Below are 14,332 nucleotides of genomic sequence, written 5' to 3' on the forward strand. Positions count from 1 at the left end.
CGGCTTCGAGGAGGAACGTGTGGAGCACGAAACCATCGCAGGGATCGCAGCGGCAGCGCGGGCCAAGGCGAGCCTTCTTCGCCACGGCCCACGGCAGTACCTGATCCTCTCCGCGCTCGCCGGCGCGTACGTAGGACTGGGCATCGTGCTCATCTTCGCCATCGGGGCACCGTTGCAGGCGGCCGGCTCGGGAGCGACGAAGGCGGTGATGGGCGCGTCGTTCGGAGTTGCGCTGACCCTGGTCATCTTCGCCGGGTCGGAGCTGTTCACCGGCAACAACCTGGTGATGACGGTGGGAGCGCTGTCGCGCACCGTCGCGCCGGGGGCGCTCGGCAAGGTGTGGGCGGCAAGCTTCATCGGGAACTTGGCGGGGTCGATGCTGCTCGCCCTGGCGGTTGCCGTTTCCGGTGTGCTGAGCAAGGCGCCCGCGAAGGAGTTCGTGCTCGGCGTAGTGGCGGCGAAGATGGCTGCGCCCGCGGTGGAGCTCTTCTTCCGCGGCGTCCTCTGTAACGCGCTGGTGTGCCTCGCGGTCTGGATGGGGCTTCGCACCAAGGACGAAACGGCGCGGCTGGTGCTGATCTTCTGGTGCCTCTTCGCCTTCATCGGCGCCGGCTTCGAGCACAGCGTGGCGAACATGACGCTGCTCGCCATCGGGCTCTTCCTGCCGCACGACCCCAATCTCGTGTCCTGGGTGGGCTTCGCCAGGAACCTGGGCGTGGTGACTCTCGGGAACATCGTCGGCGGAGCGCTGCTGATCGGGCTGCCGTACTGGTACGTAGCGCAGGGGGAGCGGCGGATGTTGGCCGTCCGGCCGGTGGAGGAGGAAGCCCGCGCCGCGGTGGCGGGTTAGCCGCGGCATGCCGCAGAAGCTGAACGGACAGCGCATCGCGCTCTTCGAGTCCCGGCTCGCCGAGGAGATCTCCGCGCTCGTGCGTCGCTGCGGAGGCGTGCCGGTCTGCGTTCCGGCGGTGCGCGAGCATCGCCGCTCCGCGGGACGCGAGATGGCCGCGGTGCTCGACCGGGTACGGGCCGAGCCGTCCCCGGTATTCGTCTTTTCCACCGGAGTGGGAGCTTCCGCTCTGTTTGGCGAAGCGCGCGCGCTGGGACGGGAGGCGGAACTGCGCGATGCCATCCTGCGCGGTCTCGCGGTGTGCCGCGGGCCCAAGCCGGTCGCGGCGCTGCACAAGGAAGGCATCACAGCTTCGATCCGGGCGCGCTCTCCGTATACGACGGAGGAATTCATCGACGCTCTGGCGCAGGTGGACGTCCGGAGACGGATGGTGGTGCTCACCCACTACGGCGAGAAGAACCCACCACTCGTCGTCGCGCTCGTGTCTCGCGGGGCGCGACTCTTCGAACTGATGCTCTACGAGTGGGAGCTGCCAGAGGACACGGGGCCGCTGGCCCGCGTCATCGAGGAGCTGGAAGGAGGAGCGTTCGCTGCCGCCGCATTCACCACGCAGATCCAGGCGCGGAATCTGATGGCGGTCGCGGGTGATGTTGGTCGCAAGGAGGGCCTGCTCGCTGCTCTGCGGTCGCGCGTCCTCGTCGCCGCCGTCGGTCCAACGTGCGCGCGGGTGCTCAAGGAGCTGGGCATTCCGCCACAGGTCATGCCCGAGTCTCCAAAGATGGCCGCCATGATCAGAGCGCTGGTCGGGCGTCTCGCCGAAGGAAGTCCCCAGTGACGGAATCGGTAGTCGCATATCCAGCGTTCTTGAAACTCGCGAATCGCCCCGTGCTGCTCGTCGGCGGCGGAGGCGTGGCAGCGGGCAAGCTGACCGGACTCCTCGAAGCCGGCGCCCGGGTCACCGTAGTGGCGCCGCGGATCGGTACCGACCTCGAGCGGCCTCGCGTAACGCTCTTGCGGCGGCCCTTCGAGACGTCCGATCTGAATGGCTGCTGGTTCGTGGTGGCGGCGGCTACGCCCCAAGTGAACCGGGAAGTCGCACAGGCAGCGGAGACGCGGCAGATCTTCGTCAACGCGGTCGACGACGCGGACGCGGCCAGCGCCTGGCTGGGCGGCGTGGTGCGCAAGGGCGGAGTGACCGTGGCAGTCTCGACCGGCGGGTGCGCGCCCGCCTTGGCGGGTCTCTTGCGCGAGGCGCTCGAGGGCTTGCTGCCGGAGGATCTCGGCGAGTGGACCGTGGCTGCAGAGCGATTGCGCGCGCGTTGGCGAGCGGACGGGGTGCCGATCGCCGCGCGCCGGCCGCTCCTCTTGCGCGCCCTCGATGAAATGTACGCGACGAAGGGCTTGCCATGAGAAGTCCGGGGTTGGTGTCGCTGGTCGGCGCAGGGCCGGGAGATCCGGAGTTGCTCACGGTCCGTGCGGTGGCGCGCCTTCAGGCGGCCGATCTGGTTCTCTACGACGCGCTGGTCGACCCGGCGACACTGCGCCACGCCGCGCATGCGCGCTGGGCCTATGTCGGCAAGCGCGCCGGGCGGCATTCCATTTCACAGGAGACGATCGAGCGAATCATGATTCGCCGTGCGCTGCGCGGCGAACGCGTGGTCCGCCTCAAGAGCGGCGACCCATTCGTATTCGGCCGCGGTGGCGAAGAAGCGCTGGCGCTGGCCGCGGCCGGCGTTCCTTGCGAGGTCGTTCCCGGCGTATCCGCGGCAGTGGCGGGGCCAGCACTCGCCGGCATTCCCGTCACTCATCGCGGTACCGTCTCCGCATTCCTGGTCGTTTCGGGTCACGCCGAGACGGCCTTCGCGCCGGCGTTGGGATCGCTTGCACCGGGAGCGGCGACCGTCGTGGTGCTGATGGGCATCGCGACCCGCGCCGCCATCGTCGCGCTCTTGCTCTCCCGAGGGTGGAATCCGCAGACGCGCGCCGCGGTGCTGCTCTCCGCCTCGACTGCCGAGGCGCGTTCCTGGCGTGGGACGCTGGCCACGTTAGGCGCTTGCGAGCTGCCCGAGATGTATTCCGATTTACCCGGGCTGCTCGTGATCGGCGCGACGGTTGCGGTCGCCGAGCAGCTCGAGGCGCTCGCCATTGGGCAGGTCAGCTACCCGCGCGCGAGCCAGCCGCCGGCTCCACAACCCGTCAGTCGTCCTCGCCGTCGTCTTTTGCCCCCGCCGGACCGAATGACGCCCACGTCCCTTTCGTCGGGCGGTAGTCGCCTGTCCGCTTCGACCAGTCGCAGACGCCGCTCGGGAAGATCGCATTGAGCCGGGCGAGCTCCGCGGCCGTGAACGTGACGGTGTAGTCGGCAGGATCGATGGGCTTCAGGTGGCAGGTCATGATGTCCTGCACCAGCGGCGAACCCGCTACCATCCGGGGCGTAGCGAATCGGGGATAGAGCGTGTAGCACGGACCCGTGCCCTGGTATTCCTGTGGCCCCGGGTAATAGTGGTGGCCATCCGGCGTTGATGGAGAGCCTGGGCCCCAGCACGCGTCCTCGAGGTCGGCCGGTTTGTTCCTCACGACCTTGACGGATTTCGGTGCGCCGGAGGTGTCGGCCTGGATCGCCGTCACCCAGCGGTCCAGCTGATCCCACGCCACGCCGAGATCAGGGCTGTCCGTGGTGAACCCGAAGCGACCGCCGATGAGGATGATGTGGTTGTCGTGGTGGCCGTTGCTCCGCACGAGCCGCGCGCGGGTCGTGAAGTTGTTGACGATCTGGTGGATGTCGCCATTGGGGATGGCGTCGTTGTACGCGCGGACGTCGACGATGGGTGTTTCCGCCAACCCGAACATGCCCTGCAGGACGCGCCCCGATTCCCGCCCGGTGATGATGGCTCGGCGGTCGCCGACGTGGCGTTCGGGGATGGGATTGAGGTCGATGTCGAAGCCCCCGATCCGCTCGTTGAGATCGAGGAACTGCTCCTTGGTGATCTTGTTGTCGTTGAGGACCTTCAGCCCGTACTGGACTCCGACGTTGTCGAGCGGCCGTCGCGCGAATCCGGTCTCCGGATCCCTGCCGTATACGTTCACCGTGTGATCGTAGATGTCGCCGCGTGCGCCGTTCGGGTTGGTCACGGGATCGTACCGGGCGCTCAAGGGCACCTCGGTCTTGAAGTCGCCGCGCGGATCGAGCCGCCGCGCGGACGTCCCACTGTTGCTGAGCGTCGCGATGCTCCCGAACTGGCCGAAGCCGGAGACCAGCCGCTGCTGCTCCTGGGTGAAGAATCCCGGCGCCTGGTTGAAATAGAGGTCGAGCAACCGCGCGTCGCCGACCGTGTAGGCGGTGACCGTGACGACGTCCGGGAAGGCGAGCTGGACGAGAATGCCGTCGAAGATTCCCGGATAGTTCTCCGCGGTCTGATGGCTCTGGTACGAGCCGCCGGAGGTGCCGGTGCCGAGCGTGAAGGTCGGCACGCCGTAGTGCTCGACGAACCGCTCCTTGGTCATCACCGTCGTCTCGGAAGCCAGAAGATCGCTGCAGTTCTGGTTGAAGACGTTGAGGCTGTTCGACGCGCGCGCATAACCGCGGCCGAGAAGGTTGACGTCGAGCACTCCTCCGGTGGTGGTGCCCTGCGTGTACCATCCGGCTTGGCAGCCAGCGCCGTGTTGATAGATCAGCTTGCCGGTCCAGCCTGCGGGCCGGTGGAAGGGATCCGGCGCGGGCTCGCGGTACGGATCGTGGTTGATGGCGATCTGATAGATGCCGCGGTTCACCGTCCCGGTCTCGACGCGGACGATGAACCTGACGGTGCTGTTGGGGAGCAGCGCGATGTCGGAGGGCGGCGTGGCTGGCAGCACGCCGTTGACCGAAAGCGGCTTGAAGGCCTGGTTGGGCAGCGGCGTGGTCGAGCGGTACACGTAATCGATCCGCGTCACGATCGAACAGTACCTGTCGATCGGATCGCCCAGATTCCCGCCCGTCGTCGGCAGGATGAACGTCGTGGTAGTGCAGAAGAAGGGCGTCTCGTGCGGGCCGGAGAAGATGGGCCCGGTGATGGGGAAGTTCGTCACCGTGAGGCGTCCGGAGGGGCCTTTGCCTTTCTTTCCCTGCTCACTCGCGGCGAGGACGTTGTCGCCGTTCACGAGACCGGTGACGAGCCCCATCAGGGCGTGACTGCCAGGGACTTGCTGGAAGACGGACGTGGCGGCGGTGCCGTTGAGATCGACGCGGACATTGCCGAGCGCGATGGAGGGAGCGACATCGACGCGCACCAGGACGTCACCCCCGGTGACAACGTCGTTTCGGGTCGAGAGCGTGGTGATGGCGAAGTCGTGGTTGCCCTCTTGGTGGTGTTCCTTGAGCAAACGGAATTTCGGCTCGTCCGAGTCGGCCGCGGCTGGCGCGATCAGGCCAGCGAAGCTCGCCCCGACGGCGAACAGTACGGTGATGGATCGAACGCTGGTCCTCATATGCCCCCCTTGTGTTGCGCGATCGAGATGTCGATGGCGAGGGACGGGGATCTGCGTGTCCCTCGTTCGCCGGTTTCAGCGCGCGCAGCCTAGCAAAGCGCAACGCAGTTGTGCCAGCACCGCCAGTGATCACTGAATCCCCGGTGCTTCGGTAGCCGCGCTGGCAGGAAGCGAGGCCCCCGTTCGGATCTACCGAACGCGCAGGTCGAGTCGAATGGGGGCTTGAAGCTGGTACTGGGGACCCTTCGCCTCGTACTGGCAATACCAGCGCAGGATGTGGCTTCCCGTGATGGTATCCCGACTGCAGGTCATGGCGTCTGCGCCGCTGCCGACCTTCACGCCGGTCATCGACTCGTAGTGCGTCGCGGAGATGCGAAACGCCCCACGAGCCTGCGGAACCGCGCATGCCGCGACGAGAGCGAGCGCCATGCTCCCGAACCTCATCGGCAGACTCTAACCCAACGACTACGGCGCGTGTCGTTCAGACACCTCGCGCTGTCGCCCGCAACAGGCGAAAACCTGACGAGGCCCGGGCACCATGGCACGCTCTGTCCGGCCGCCATCTCGCGGCCTCCACAGCGAAGGTGACGGAATGATGTTTGGTCGTCGAGCCTCGGCCGCAGCCGTTCTCGCCATGCTCGCTGGCTGCGCCAGCGTCGAGATGGCAGGTCCCGAGCGCGACTATGCGGCGAAGGAGTTCGCCAGGCCCTCGAAGGGCAAGGCCGCCCTCTACGTGTTCCGGAACGGGTCCAACGGCGGCGCGGTCAAGATGAGCCTCGAGCTTGATGGAGCACCTCTCGGAGAAACCGCCGCGAAGACATTCCACTGGCTGAGCATCACGCCTGGCAAGCACAAGCTGATCGGCAAGGCGGACAACGAGTCGGTGATCGAGTTCACCGCGGCATCCGGACGCAACGTATTCGTCAGGCAAGATGTCGGGACGGGCCTCTTGTCCGCCGTAAACCGCCTCGAGCTCGTGGACGAGCAGACCGGCCGCGCCGGAGTCGCGGAGTGCGAGATGGCGGAAGCGCCTCTGAACTGAAGATCGGCCCCACGGTTTGCCTTTCCTTCAGCGATGGTCGCCATCGCGGTCGCGGCGATCTTCGTCGCGGTGATGGTCGCCGTCGTGCTCCGCGTCTCCCGCGCTGCCTTCGTACCGCCTCCCCTGCACGTCGCCCTCATGGGCACAGGCCATTCCGAGGATCGATGCAGCGATGAGCAGCAAAGCGGTACGCATGGTTGCCCCTTTGAACAGCGATTGCAGGCGGCACGATGATCATCTCGCGCCGCACACGCATCAGACGTCCGGAGGCGTGGCGGCGCGCCTGAAACATGACGGTTCATTTCAGCGGGTTGCGTCCGTGAATGGGCGCTGCGTGGGTTGCGTCGAATTCGCGTGACCACGACCAAAGTCGCCTCCACTGCCGTCGCAGTGCTGGCCGCGCTGCCGTTCGCAGCCCGCGCCGCCGACGGGCCGGCGCTCGACGGGTCGATGCTCGCTCGATCGGAATCGCAGCCCGACCTGATGCGCCATGGCTATTCACCCGGCTACGACCGCGGTTATGAGCCGCAGGCGCGCCAGGGACTGCTGCTGTCCTTCGGTCTGGGCGGCGGCTCTCTCTATCTCTCCAATGAAGGACCCTCGCGCCTTGGTGCCGCCGACGTGGACTTCCGGATCGGCTACGGGTTCTCCGACCGCTTCCAGATGTTCATGGACTTCAACACGGACGTCGGCAGCACCTACTACGGCAACAGCGTGGGCTCGTGGACCTGGACCCTGCGCGGGCAGACCGTGCTCGCCGGCGACCGCGCCGGCAACGGCCTCAACGTGAACTTCGGCGCTGGATTCGGCGGGATCACGTACGACACGGGCTACGCCGATCGCGCATCGAGTCCCACCGGCTTCGCGCTTGCCGGGGGCCTATCGTACGACGCGCGCATCACGCCCTGGTTTGCGATCAGTCCGGAATTCTTCGTCACCTGGCACCAGATTCCCAACCCGCCGGGCACCCCCGATGATGTCTCCAGCATCTACGGCGTCCGGCTCAACCTGCTTTGGTATCTGCACTGAGACAAAGGCCCATCATGCGGAAGCTCTCCGTTCTCATCCTCTCCCTGTTGCTCTTTCCGGCGATCGCGTCTGCGCAGTCCGAAGGGCCGCCGCCTCCTCCTGATTCGCAAGACGTGAAGATGGCGCAGCCGCCGGACGCGGAGCCGGGCATGCAGCCCCCCGCGCCTCCTGCCGCCCCGCCGTCGCCTGCATCGGACAGCGATCAGGTGGGCATCCTGCAGCAGCCCGCACCCGCTTCGCCGCCGGCGACCGCGGCGCCGCAGCAGACGGGCCAATGGGTCTACACGAACCAGTACGGCTGGGTCTGGATGCCTTACGGCCAGCAGTACGTCGACGAGGGAACCTACGGCGCGTCTTCGCCGTATCAATACGTCTACTGCGTGGGCGTGGGCTGGTCGTGGGTTGCGGCGCCGTGGCTGTGGGGTTGGGGCGCCTATCCCTACTTCGGAGCGTGGGGGCCGTCTCACTTCGGCTGGTATCGCGGCCTGTATCGTGCCGGCTATGGCTGGGGACGTTATCGCGGCGGCAGCCGATCTTACGCCGGTGGATATCGCTCAACCCGCCCCGTCGGTGGCGGATACGTCAGCGGACGAACTAGCCGGTCGTTTGGCGCACCCACTCGCGGCCGCTCGTTCCCCGCCCGCACCCGCATCGCAGCGAGCGGCAGTCACCGGCGGTAATCGGGCCACGCGCGTCCAAGCTAGGGCTTGAACGTCTCTTGCAACCACTTCGCCTTTCACTAGGGTGCCGCCCGCGTCGCGGCCAAACCCTCTCAATCAAGGAGAACCCTCATGGCGACAGGCGACACCAACCGCGGACTGCAGAACATCAAGTTCGACAAGAACAACCACCAGATCAGCCTCGTCGACACCAATACGCGGATTCCGGTGCGGGATTTCTTCGAGTATCTGCGCGAGCAGGGCGTCGAGGAACGCGACGTGCTTCCGGTATGGCAATCGGGAGCGAACAAGAACCGGGGCGAGAGCACCGGGCGGAGTGGCTCCAACTTCTGACGAGCATGTAAATGGTCCGACGCAGGGCGGCCGCATCGTGCGCCGCCCTTTTTTTGTGCGAGCTATTGCGCAGCTGTCTTCGCCGGCGTGAGGCGATCGGGCACCGACCCACCGCACAGCGCCACCAACCGATCGCGGAAGGCCTTCGCCTCCTGTTTCTTCCCGGCGCGTTCCGCCGCCCGCGCCGCGCCGTCATAGCTGTTGAGACGTCCCGGCGCCGCACGGAGCGAGGCCTCGTACTCGGCGAGCGCGGCCGCCGGCTGCCCAACCTCGGCGAGCAGGTCGGCGAGCTGCTCGCGCGCCGGAAGAATCGATCCGGGTGTAACGGGGTGCTTGTCGGTCGAGTCCTCCAGGTCGGCGGCCGATCGCATGAGGGCCAGCGCTTCCGCGTCCTTCTTCTCGGCCCGCGCCAGCCATCCCGCCGCTGCGCGCCGCTGGATTTCGACCTGGGTGGCCCAGTCGAAACCTTTCTGGCCCTTGAGCGAGGCCTGGATCTCGGTCAGCGTCGCGACGTCCGACCGCGCCGCGTTCGCGTCGCCCGCCCGCGCCGCCCCAACTGCGCGCGCGAAATGAACGATCGCCTTGGCATAGGGATACTTCGCCCATGGGAACGTCGCCGGCTTTGCGGTCACCGCTGCCGCCTCGCTCCAGGCGCGGCGCTCGAGCGCGTGTCGGGCTGGCACCGCAGCGAGGGCGTAGCCAGCGGCGAACTGCGCGATGTCGAAGCTCGTCACCTTGGCGACGTTGTCGGCCACTTCTCGCGCCTTCGCATCCTGGCCCGTCTGCAGGTACGCGTACTCGAGGTAGTCCATGGCGTGCAGCGCGTCGAATGCCGTCGCCCCGGCGTGGGTCTTGGAGATCCACCTCTGCGCCGTCTGCGCCGACGTGATGTTCGAGTCGATCGACTCCTTCCACATTCCCAGGCGCGTAAAGATGTGCGACGGCATGTGCTGCGCGTGCGGGGCCGAGGGTGCGATCCTCGCATAGGCGCGCGCCGCCGGCAGCGCCAGCTCGGCGAGCTCGGGGTAGTCGAAGGAGTGGATCATATAGTGGGCGATCCCCGGATGATCCGGCTCGACGGTCAGCAGGCCATTGAGGATCTTTGCCGCCTCCCTCTGTCTCGCGTACGTCTTGTCGGGCGGCGAGTTGTAGGCGACCCCGAGAATCGCGAGCGCGTGGAAGATCGCCGCCTCGTGGTCGCCGGGGCTGCGCTGCGCCACGCCGGCCATGGCCTTGTCGTAGGCTACGACGCGCGACGGGTGCGGCACTCCATCGCCCTCGTAGTAGGAGCCGATCGCGGCGATGTAGTCGCGCTCACGCGCGCTCGGCGCTCCCACGGCCGCCGCCTTCTGCGCTGCCGCTCGTCCGGCAGAGAATTCGTCGTCCGTGGGCGGCCCCCAGATGGTGTGGAAATAGGTCATCGCGAGCCCCCACTGCGCCATCCCGCAACCGGGATCCTTCGCCGAAACCTCCTCGAAGGTCTTCGCGGCCTTGACGTAAGCGAAGGAGTGCAACAGCGCCAGCCCGCGCTCGAACACCGGCTGAACCTTGGCGTCACACGACGTGGGAAACCGGACCTGCCCGAACTTCTCCGGCGCGGGGTGCGCGTGATCGTGCTCGTGTTGGGCGAGTGCCCATCCGGGCGCGAGCGCAAGGGCCACCGCGAGAGCGTGAGTGCCACGGAAAGACTGCATGGCTTCCCCCTGGATTTGGAAGGGCGGCGATTCTGTCACGATGCGCGGAACAGGTCCATGCGCACCCGGATGAAGGATCAGCGCGCGCCGTAGAAGTCATAGTTCGCCGAATAATCCACGCGCGCCTCCGTGCCTTCATGTGCCGCATCGCAGCCCCCGGATGGCGCGACCCCACCGACGGTGTCGAGGCGCTGGATGTACTTCACGCCCGAAAGCATGCCGCTGCCTTCGCTCGACTTCGCGCGCAGGAGCAACCACGGCACCGCGCCCGGCACCGCCGACCGCTGCATCACTTCGCCGACGACGCGACTTCCATCGGCGCTTTCCCAGGTAGGGCCCGCGTAGTGTCGGCCGATCCTGGCGCCACTCTGATCGAACAGCTCCGCTTCGGGCGCCTTGAGCGCCCACTCGAATGCCGCCGGATCCGCTGCCTTCACCCTGCACGCGTAGATCTGGGCGCCGCGCGCCGCCGCGCGCAGGAGGAGCGACTGGCCGTCTGGAACACGGAGATTTTGCGGAACGGCCGTTGGCTGCGACCGCGGAGTGGAGGCGCAAGAAGCGAGCACGAGCGCGATGGCAGATCCGAATCGAGGCATTTTTCCTCCAGAGTTGCCTGCGGCCCTACGCATTGGAGATGAAGCGAACCTGCGAAACTATTCCGCCATCTCCGCAATGCGCGCCCGGATCAGCTTGCGGACTAGTGAGTCCGATGAATGACCTTCCCCGCACGCACTGTATAGCGCGCCTTGGCCAGGGCGCGGATGTCCCGCGAGGGGTCGCCTTCGAAGATGGCAATGTCGGCACGGAGGCCGGGCGCGATCCGGCCGAGGCGTTGCGATACCCCAAACCGCTCCGCCGGCGCGGTCGTCAGCGAGGCCAGGATCTGGGTGAAGGTCATTCCCGCTTCAGCCATCGACGCATATTCCGGTGACGGGTCTGGATCGACCGCGCCCAGGTCAGTTCCGAAGAGGACTGTGCCGCCGGCCCCGATCCACGCCCGCACCTGCCCCGCTGCAATGACGGCGATGCGTTCGCGCGCCGAGACACGGTCGTGACGAGCGAACTGCCTCCACAGCGCGAGCGTCGGCGTCAACGCCGCCCGCCGTTCCGCGATGGCGGCGAGCATCGGCGAATCCCATGCGCCGGAATCCGGCGTCGTGTGCGCGATGACGTCGACTCCGGCGCGCAGTGCGGCGAGCACGTCGGCGGCGCTGTTCGGGTGGACGAACGCGGGTCTGCCCGTATCGTGGGCGGCGTCGACCGCCGCGCGGATGGCGTTCTCCGGAAGGGAGCCGCTGCGCGGTGTAGACACGAACAGCTTGATGGCATCCACGCCATCCTCGAGAAGCTTTCGCGCGGCAGCGGTGGCCTGCGCGGCGTCCGCGATCTCCGGGGCCGGGAATTTCATGACGCCCATCATGGCGAGGACGATGTCCGGCGGCAGGCCGCCGGCCGGGAGCAGGCCTTCGCCGGTCGAGCGAATCCGCGGTCCCGGCACCTCCCCGGACTCGATGCGATCCCGGATGCACCGCGTGTTCGCCCACATCGAACCGGTGTCGAACACGCTGGTGAACCCGTACGCGGTGAAGGCGTCCCGGAGCTGCCGGTCCAGCTCCGTTGGAGGGATCGCTTCCGCCCCCGCCCACATCCGCTCGAAGAAATGAACGTGGCTGTTCCAGAGGCCGGCGGTGACGGCGCAGCCCGAGCAGTCGATCCGCTGTACAGCGGATGGAACCGGAGGATGACCGACCGACTCGATGACGCCGTCTCGCACCAGCACCGTGCCGTCGCGGACGACCTGGTCGCCAGGGCCGGGATGGATGGTCCCGCCCACCAGAGCCAGATCTCCCCCGGGCGCAGCCTTCATCGCAGAGTACTCATGACCCGCCCGCGCGAGAACGCAAGCGCCACGCGACGATCCGGAATAGAGTCGCTGGATGGCTTGCATCCGGAAAGAACTGCTGCTCGACGCGCGGCCGGAGGACGTCTGGTCGGCCGTGCGCGATTTCGGCGCGCCGCACGAGAAGCTCGTTCCGGGCGTGCTGGTGGACTCGCGGCTCGAACCGGGCGCGCGCGTCGTGACGTTTGCCAACGGGCTGGTCGTTCGCGAGTTGCTCGTCGAGCTGAACGACGAAACGCGCCGCCTTTGCTGGACGGCGCGCGGTGGCCGCGCCACGCATCACAACGCGTCGATGCAGGTGTACGCCGACGGCGCACGCACGCGGTTCGTCTGGGTCACCGACGTGCTCCCCGACGAGATTGTGCCGGCGATCTCCGCCCTCGTCGAAGCGGGCGCTGCGGCCATCCGGCGCAAGCTCGAACGCCCTCGCTGAAGCCGGATTGTGTTCGAAATCATTCGCCGCATCGCGCCGATGGGCCGACGCGAGGATTAGGCAATCGGATTCACTCGCTTGCAGTGGACGGCGAGGATGACGAGATCAGGCGACGCGGGGGCACTCTGTGGCGAGAGTGAGATCATGAAGCGGCGAATCCGCGTCGTTTCGCTCATCAATGAATTGCTCTTTGGCGGCGACGAGAGCCGGCTCCTTGCGTTCTCGCGGACGGTAAATGCGAAGGACTTCGATCATCGCGTGGTCTGCGTGAAGCGTCCGGACCGCGACTTCGACTCGCGCAACGGAACGATGCGCGCTCTGTACGCCCGCTCCGGCATCCCGGTCGCGGACCTGGGAGAAGGCTACCCAAACCTGGGCCGCGATGCGCGCCCGATGATGGCACTGAATCGCAGCCTGATGCTCACCCGATCGGTTGCCCGGTTCTGTCGCTATCTCCGGGAGCACGAGATCGACGTCATCGATGCGCACCTCGGCTCGGGCAGCCTGGTGGGAACGATCTGCGGCGCGTTGATGCGCGTTCCGGTGGCCATCACCACATATCAGGTCGAGCAATGGGACCCGCTCTGGCTGTGGCGCCGCGTACACCCGGCGGTGCTGCGCGGTGCCGATGCGGTCGTCACCGATTCCCAGGCTTGTGCGCAGGCGGTAAAGTCGTTCATGGGGCGCCCCGAAGCGGAGGTCAGGGTCATACCGAATGGCATAGAGCCGCCGTCGAGCGCGCGATCGCGCGCGGAGATGCGCGAAGTGCTCGGCCTGCCGGCGGACCCGCACGTCCGCGTCATCGGCCAGATTGCGACGTTGTTGCCAACCAAAGGGCAGGACGTGCTCCTCGAAGCCGCGAGTCGCGTCCTCGCCGAGGAACCCCACGTCGCCTTCCTGCTTCTCGGGTACCCGCGCGGCGGATCGTCGTACGCGGACGATTTGCGCCGGCAAGCGAAACGCCTCGGGGTCGACGGTCGCGTCTTCATTTGCGGCTATCCGGGAAACAACGGCGACGCGTGGAAGGTCATCGACATTCACGCCCACCCGACCGAGCTCGATTCCCTCCCGCAGGCCATCATGGAGGCGATGTCGCTCGGTATCCCCTCGGTGGTCACGCCTGTCGGCGGCATCCCGACGATGGTCGACCACGAGCAGACGGGACTGATCGTGCCGCCGCGCGACGGGGCGGCGTTGGCGCAAGCCCTGCTTCGCCTCCTTCGCGAGCCGGAAACTGCTTCCCGCCTGGGGCGCGCCGCGCAAGAACGTTACCGGCAGCGATACACGACCGCGATCATGACCGGCGCTCTGGAAAATCTCTTTGCAGGCCTCGCCAACTGACCGTGCGTCCCGACCAGCCGAGCATCCTCTACTTGTTGCCAGCCGTGCCGCTTGTGGCCGACACCGGCGGCGCTCTCCGCGCTTTGAGCGTCCTGCGTGCGCTCGACAAGGCGTTCAGACTCACCGTCGTGGCCCGGCGACACGAGAACGAGAAGGGCAGTGTGCTCGCGGGCGCTCGCCTCGAACGACGTGGCCATCGAGGGCGACGTCGCTTCTGTCAGGCTGTATCTCGACCGCGCCTTTGCCACCGCGATCCCGCTGCGCGTCGGCTCGGGGACCCGCATCAAAATCCTCGAGGCCTGGGCGGCCGGAGCTCCCGTGGTCGCCAGCCGCATCGCCGCCGAGGGCCTGCCTCATTCGGACGGAGTCGATCTGATCCTTGCCGAAGGACCGGCCGAGTTTGCACGCGCCCTGGTGCGGCTCTGGCGCGATCGCCGCCTCGCGGACCAGCTGGCGCGCCAGGGCGCCCGAACGGTGGAACCCTTCACGGTGGAAAAGATCGGCGAAGCGGTGGAGCGCGATTACCGCGAGCTGCTCGCGATTCAGGGACGCCAGACGCAGCG

General features: G+C 67.3%; 13 protein-coding genes and 1 pseudogene. 10 read left to right on the forward strand and 4 right to left on the reverse strand.

The window, feature by feature from the left end; translation table 11 throughout:
• Positions 1 to 19: 19 nt before the first annotated feature.
• The 3 genes and pseudogenes from E6J58_04965 (at position 20) to cobA (ending at position 3,171) form a co-directional block, all read left to right on the forward strand.
• A complete protein-coding gene (locus E6J58_04965; protein TMB41052.1) occupies positions 20 to 850 on the forward strand; it encodes a formate/nitrite transporter family protein in 831 nt (276 codons plus the stop codon).
• Positions 851 to 857: 7 nt separating this feature from the next.
• The gene (locus tag E6J58_04970; GenBank protein ID TMB41053.1) at positions 858 to 1,685 is read left to right on the forward strand and encodes a uroporphyrinogen-III synthase; all 828 of its coding nucleotides are present in this window, start codon (positions 858 to 860) and stop codon (positions 1,683 to 1,685) included.
• Positions 1,682 to 3,171: pseudogene (gene cobA / locus E6J58_04975) on the forward strand (uroporphyrinogen-III C-methyltransferase). Before E6J58_04970 ends, cobA begins: the two are co-directional and overlap by 4 nt.
• Positions 3,172 to 5,506: 2,335 nt before the next feature.
• On the opposite strand, the gene E6J58_04980 reads toward cobA, so the two are convergent.
• Entirely contained in the window at positions 5,507 to 5,761 is a 255-nt protein-coding gene (locus E6J58_04980; protein TMB41054.1) for a hypothetical protein, read from the reverse strand.
• 94 nt (positions 5,762 to 5,855) lie between these two features.
• On the opposite strand from E6J58_04980, the gene E6J58_04985 reads away from it, so the two are divergent.
• The 4 genes from E6J58_04985 to E6J58_05000 all read left to right on the forward strand — a co-directional run bounded on the left by E6J58_04985 (position 5,856) and on the right by E6J58_05000 (position 8,401).
• Positions 5,856 to 6,359 carry a DUF2846 domain-containing protein gene (locus E6J58_04985; protein ID TMB41055.1) on the forward strand — a complete coding sequence of 168 codons (504 nt, stop codon included), beginning with the start codon at positions 5,856 to 5,858 and terminating at the stop codon, positions 6,357 to 6,359.
• A 354-nt stretch (positions 6,360 to 6,713) separates the two neighbouring features.
• Positions 6,714 to 7,388 (forward strand): hypothetical protein, encoded by a 675-nt coding sequence (locus tag E6J58_04990; protein TMB41056.1) that lies wholly within the window; start codon positions 6,714 to 6,716, stop codon positions 7,386 to 7,388.
• 14 nt (positions 7,389 to 7,402) lie between these two features.
• The gene (locus E6J58_04995; protein TMB41057.1) at positions 7,403 to 8,068 is read left to right on the forward strand and encodes a hypothetical protein; all 666 of its coding nucleotides are present in this window, start codon (positions 7,403 to 7,405) and stop codon (positions 8,066 to 8,068) included.
• Positions 8,069 to 8,179: 111 nt separating this feature from the next.
• Entirely contained in the window at positions 8,180 to 8,401 is a 222-nt protein-coding gene (locus tag E6J58_05000; GenBank protein TMB41058.1) for a hypothetical protein, read from the forward strand.
• Between the two features lie 62 nt (positions 8,402 to 8,463).
• On the opposite strand, the gene E6J58_05005 is transcribed toward E6J58_05000, so the two are convergent.
• The 3 genes from E6J58_05005 to E6J58_05015 form a co-directional block, all read right to left on the reverse strand.
• The gene (locus E6J58_05005) at positions 8,464 to 10,095 is read right to left on the reverse strand and encodes a hypothetical protein (GenBank protein ID TMB41059.1); all 1,632 of its coding nucleotides are present in this window, start codon (positions 10,093 to 10,095) and stop codon (positions 8,464 to 8,466) included.
• A gap of 77 nt (positions 10,096 to 10,172) precedes the next feature.
• Positions 10,173 to 10,691 (reverse strand): DUF3455 domain-containing protein, encoded by a 519-nt coding sequence (locus E6J58_05010; protein TMB41060.1) that lies wholly within the window; start codon positions 10,689 to 10,691, stop codon positions 10,173 to 10,175.
• 101 nt (positions 10,692 to 10,792) lie between these two features.
• The gene (locus E6J58_05015) at positions 10,793 to 12,043 is read right to left on the reverse strand and encodes a 4-alpha-glucanotransferase (protein TMB41061.1); all 1,251 of its coding nucleotides are present in this window, start codon (positions 12,041 to 12,043) and stop codon (positions 10,793 to 10,795) included.
• Here E6J58_05015 and E6J58_05020 point away from each other — a divergent pair.
• From E6J58_05020 to E6J58_05030, 3 genes are all read left to right on the forward strand, one after another.
• On the forward strand, positions 12,033 to 12,428 hold the full coding sequence (locus tag E6J58_05020) for an SRPBCC family protein (protein ID TMB41062.1): 396 nt from the start codon (positions 12,033 to 12,035) through the stop codon (positions 12,426 to 12,428). The genes E6J58_05015 and E6J58_05020 overlap by 11 nt on opposite strands.
• Positions 12,429 to 12,524: 96 nt before the next feature.
• Positions 12,525 to 13,769: a glycosyltransferase gene (locus E6J58_05025; GenBank protein TMB41063.1), complete on the forward strand. Its 1,245-nt coding sequence runs from the start codon at positions 12,525 to 12,527 to the stop codon at positions 13,767 to 13,769.
• Positions 13,770 to 13,865: 96 nt separating this feature from the next.
• A partial coding sequence (locus E6J58_05030; GenBank protein ID TMB41064.1) for a glycosyltransferase occupies positions 13,866 to 14,332 on the forward strand: 467 nt, incomplete at its 3' end.

Source organism: Deltaproteobacteria bacterium (genome assembly GCA_005879535.1).
Lineage (GTDB): Bacteria > Myxococcota > Myxococcia > Myxococcales > 40CM-4-68-19 > 40CM-4-68-19.

Coding starts and splice junctions, on each gene's coding strand:
- E6J58_04970 (TMB41053.1), top strand. CDS start 858: ATGCCGCAGAAGCTGAACGGACAGCGCATCGCGCTCTTCGAGTCCCGG.
- E6J58_04980 (TMB41054.1), bottom strand. CDS start 5,761: ATGAGGTTCGGGAGCATGGCGCTCGCTCTCGTCGCGGCATGCGCGGTT.
- E6J58_04985 (TMB41055.1), top strand. CDS start 5,856: ATGGCACGCTCTGTCCGGCCGCCATCTCGCGGCCTCCACAGCGAAGGT.
- E6J58_04995 (TMB41057.1), top strand. CDS start 7,403: ATGCGGAAGCTCTCCGTTCTCATCCTCTCCCTGTTGCTCTTTCCGGCG.
- E6J58_05000 (TMB41058.1), top strand. CDS start 8,180: ATGGCGACAGGCGACACCAACCGCGGACTGCAGAACATCAAGTTCGAC.
- E6J58_05005 (TMB41059.1), bottom strand. CDS start 10,095: ATGCAGTCTTTCCGTGGCACTCACGCTCTCGCGGTGGCCCTTGCGCTC.
- E6J58_05010 (TMB41060.1), bottom strand. CDS start 10,691: ATGCCTCGATTCGGATCTGCCATCGCGCTCGTGCTCGCTTCTTGCGCC.
- E6J58_05020 (TMB41062.1), top strand. CDS start 12,033: ATGGCTTGCATCCGGAAAGAACTGCTGCTCGACGCGCGGCCGGAGGAC.
- E6J58_05015 (TMB41061.1), bottom strand. CDS start 12,043: ATGCAAGCCATCCAGCGACTCTATTCCGGATCGTCGCGTGGCGCTTGC.
- E6J58_05025 (TMB41063.1), top strand. CDS start 12,525: ATGACGAGATCAGGCGACGCGGGGGCACTCTGTGGCGAGAGTGAGATC.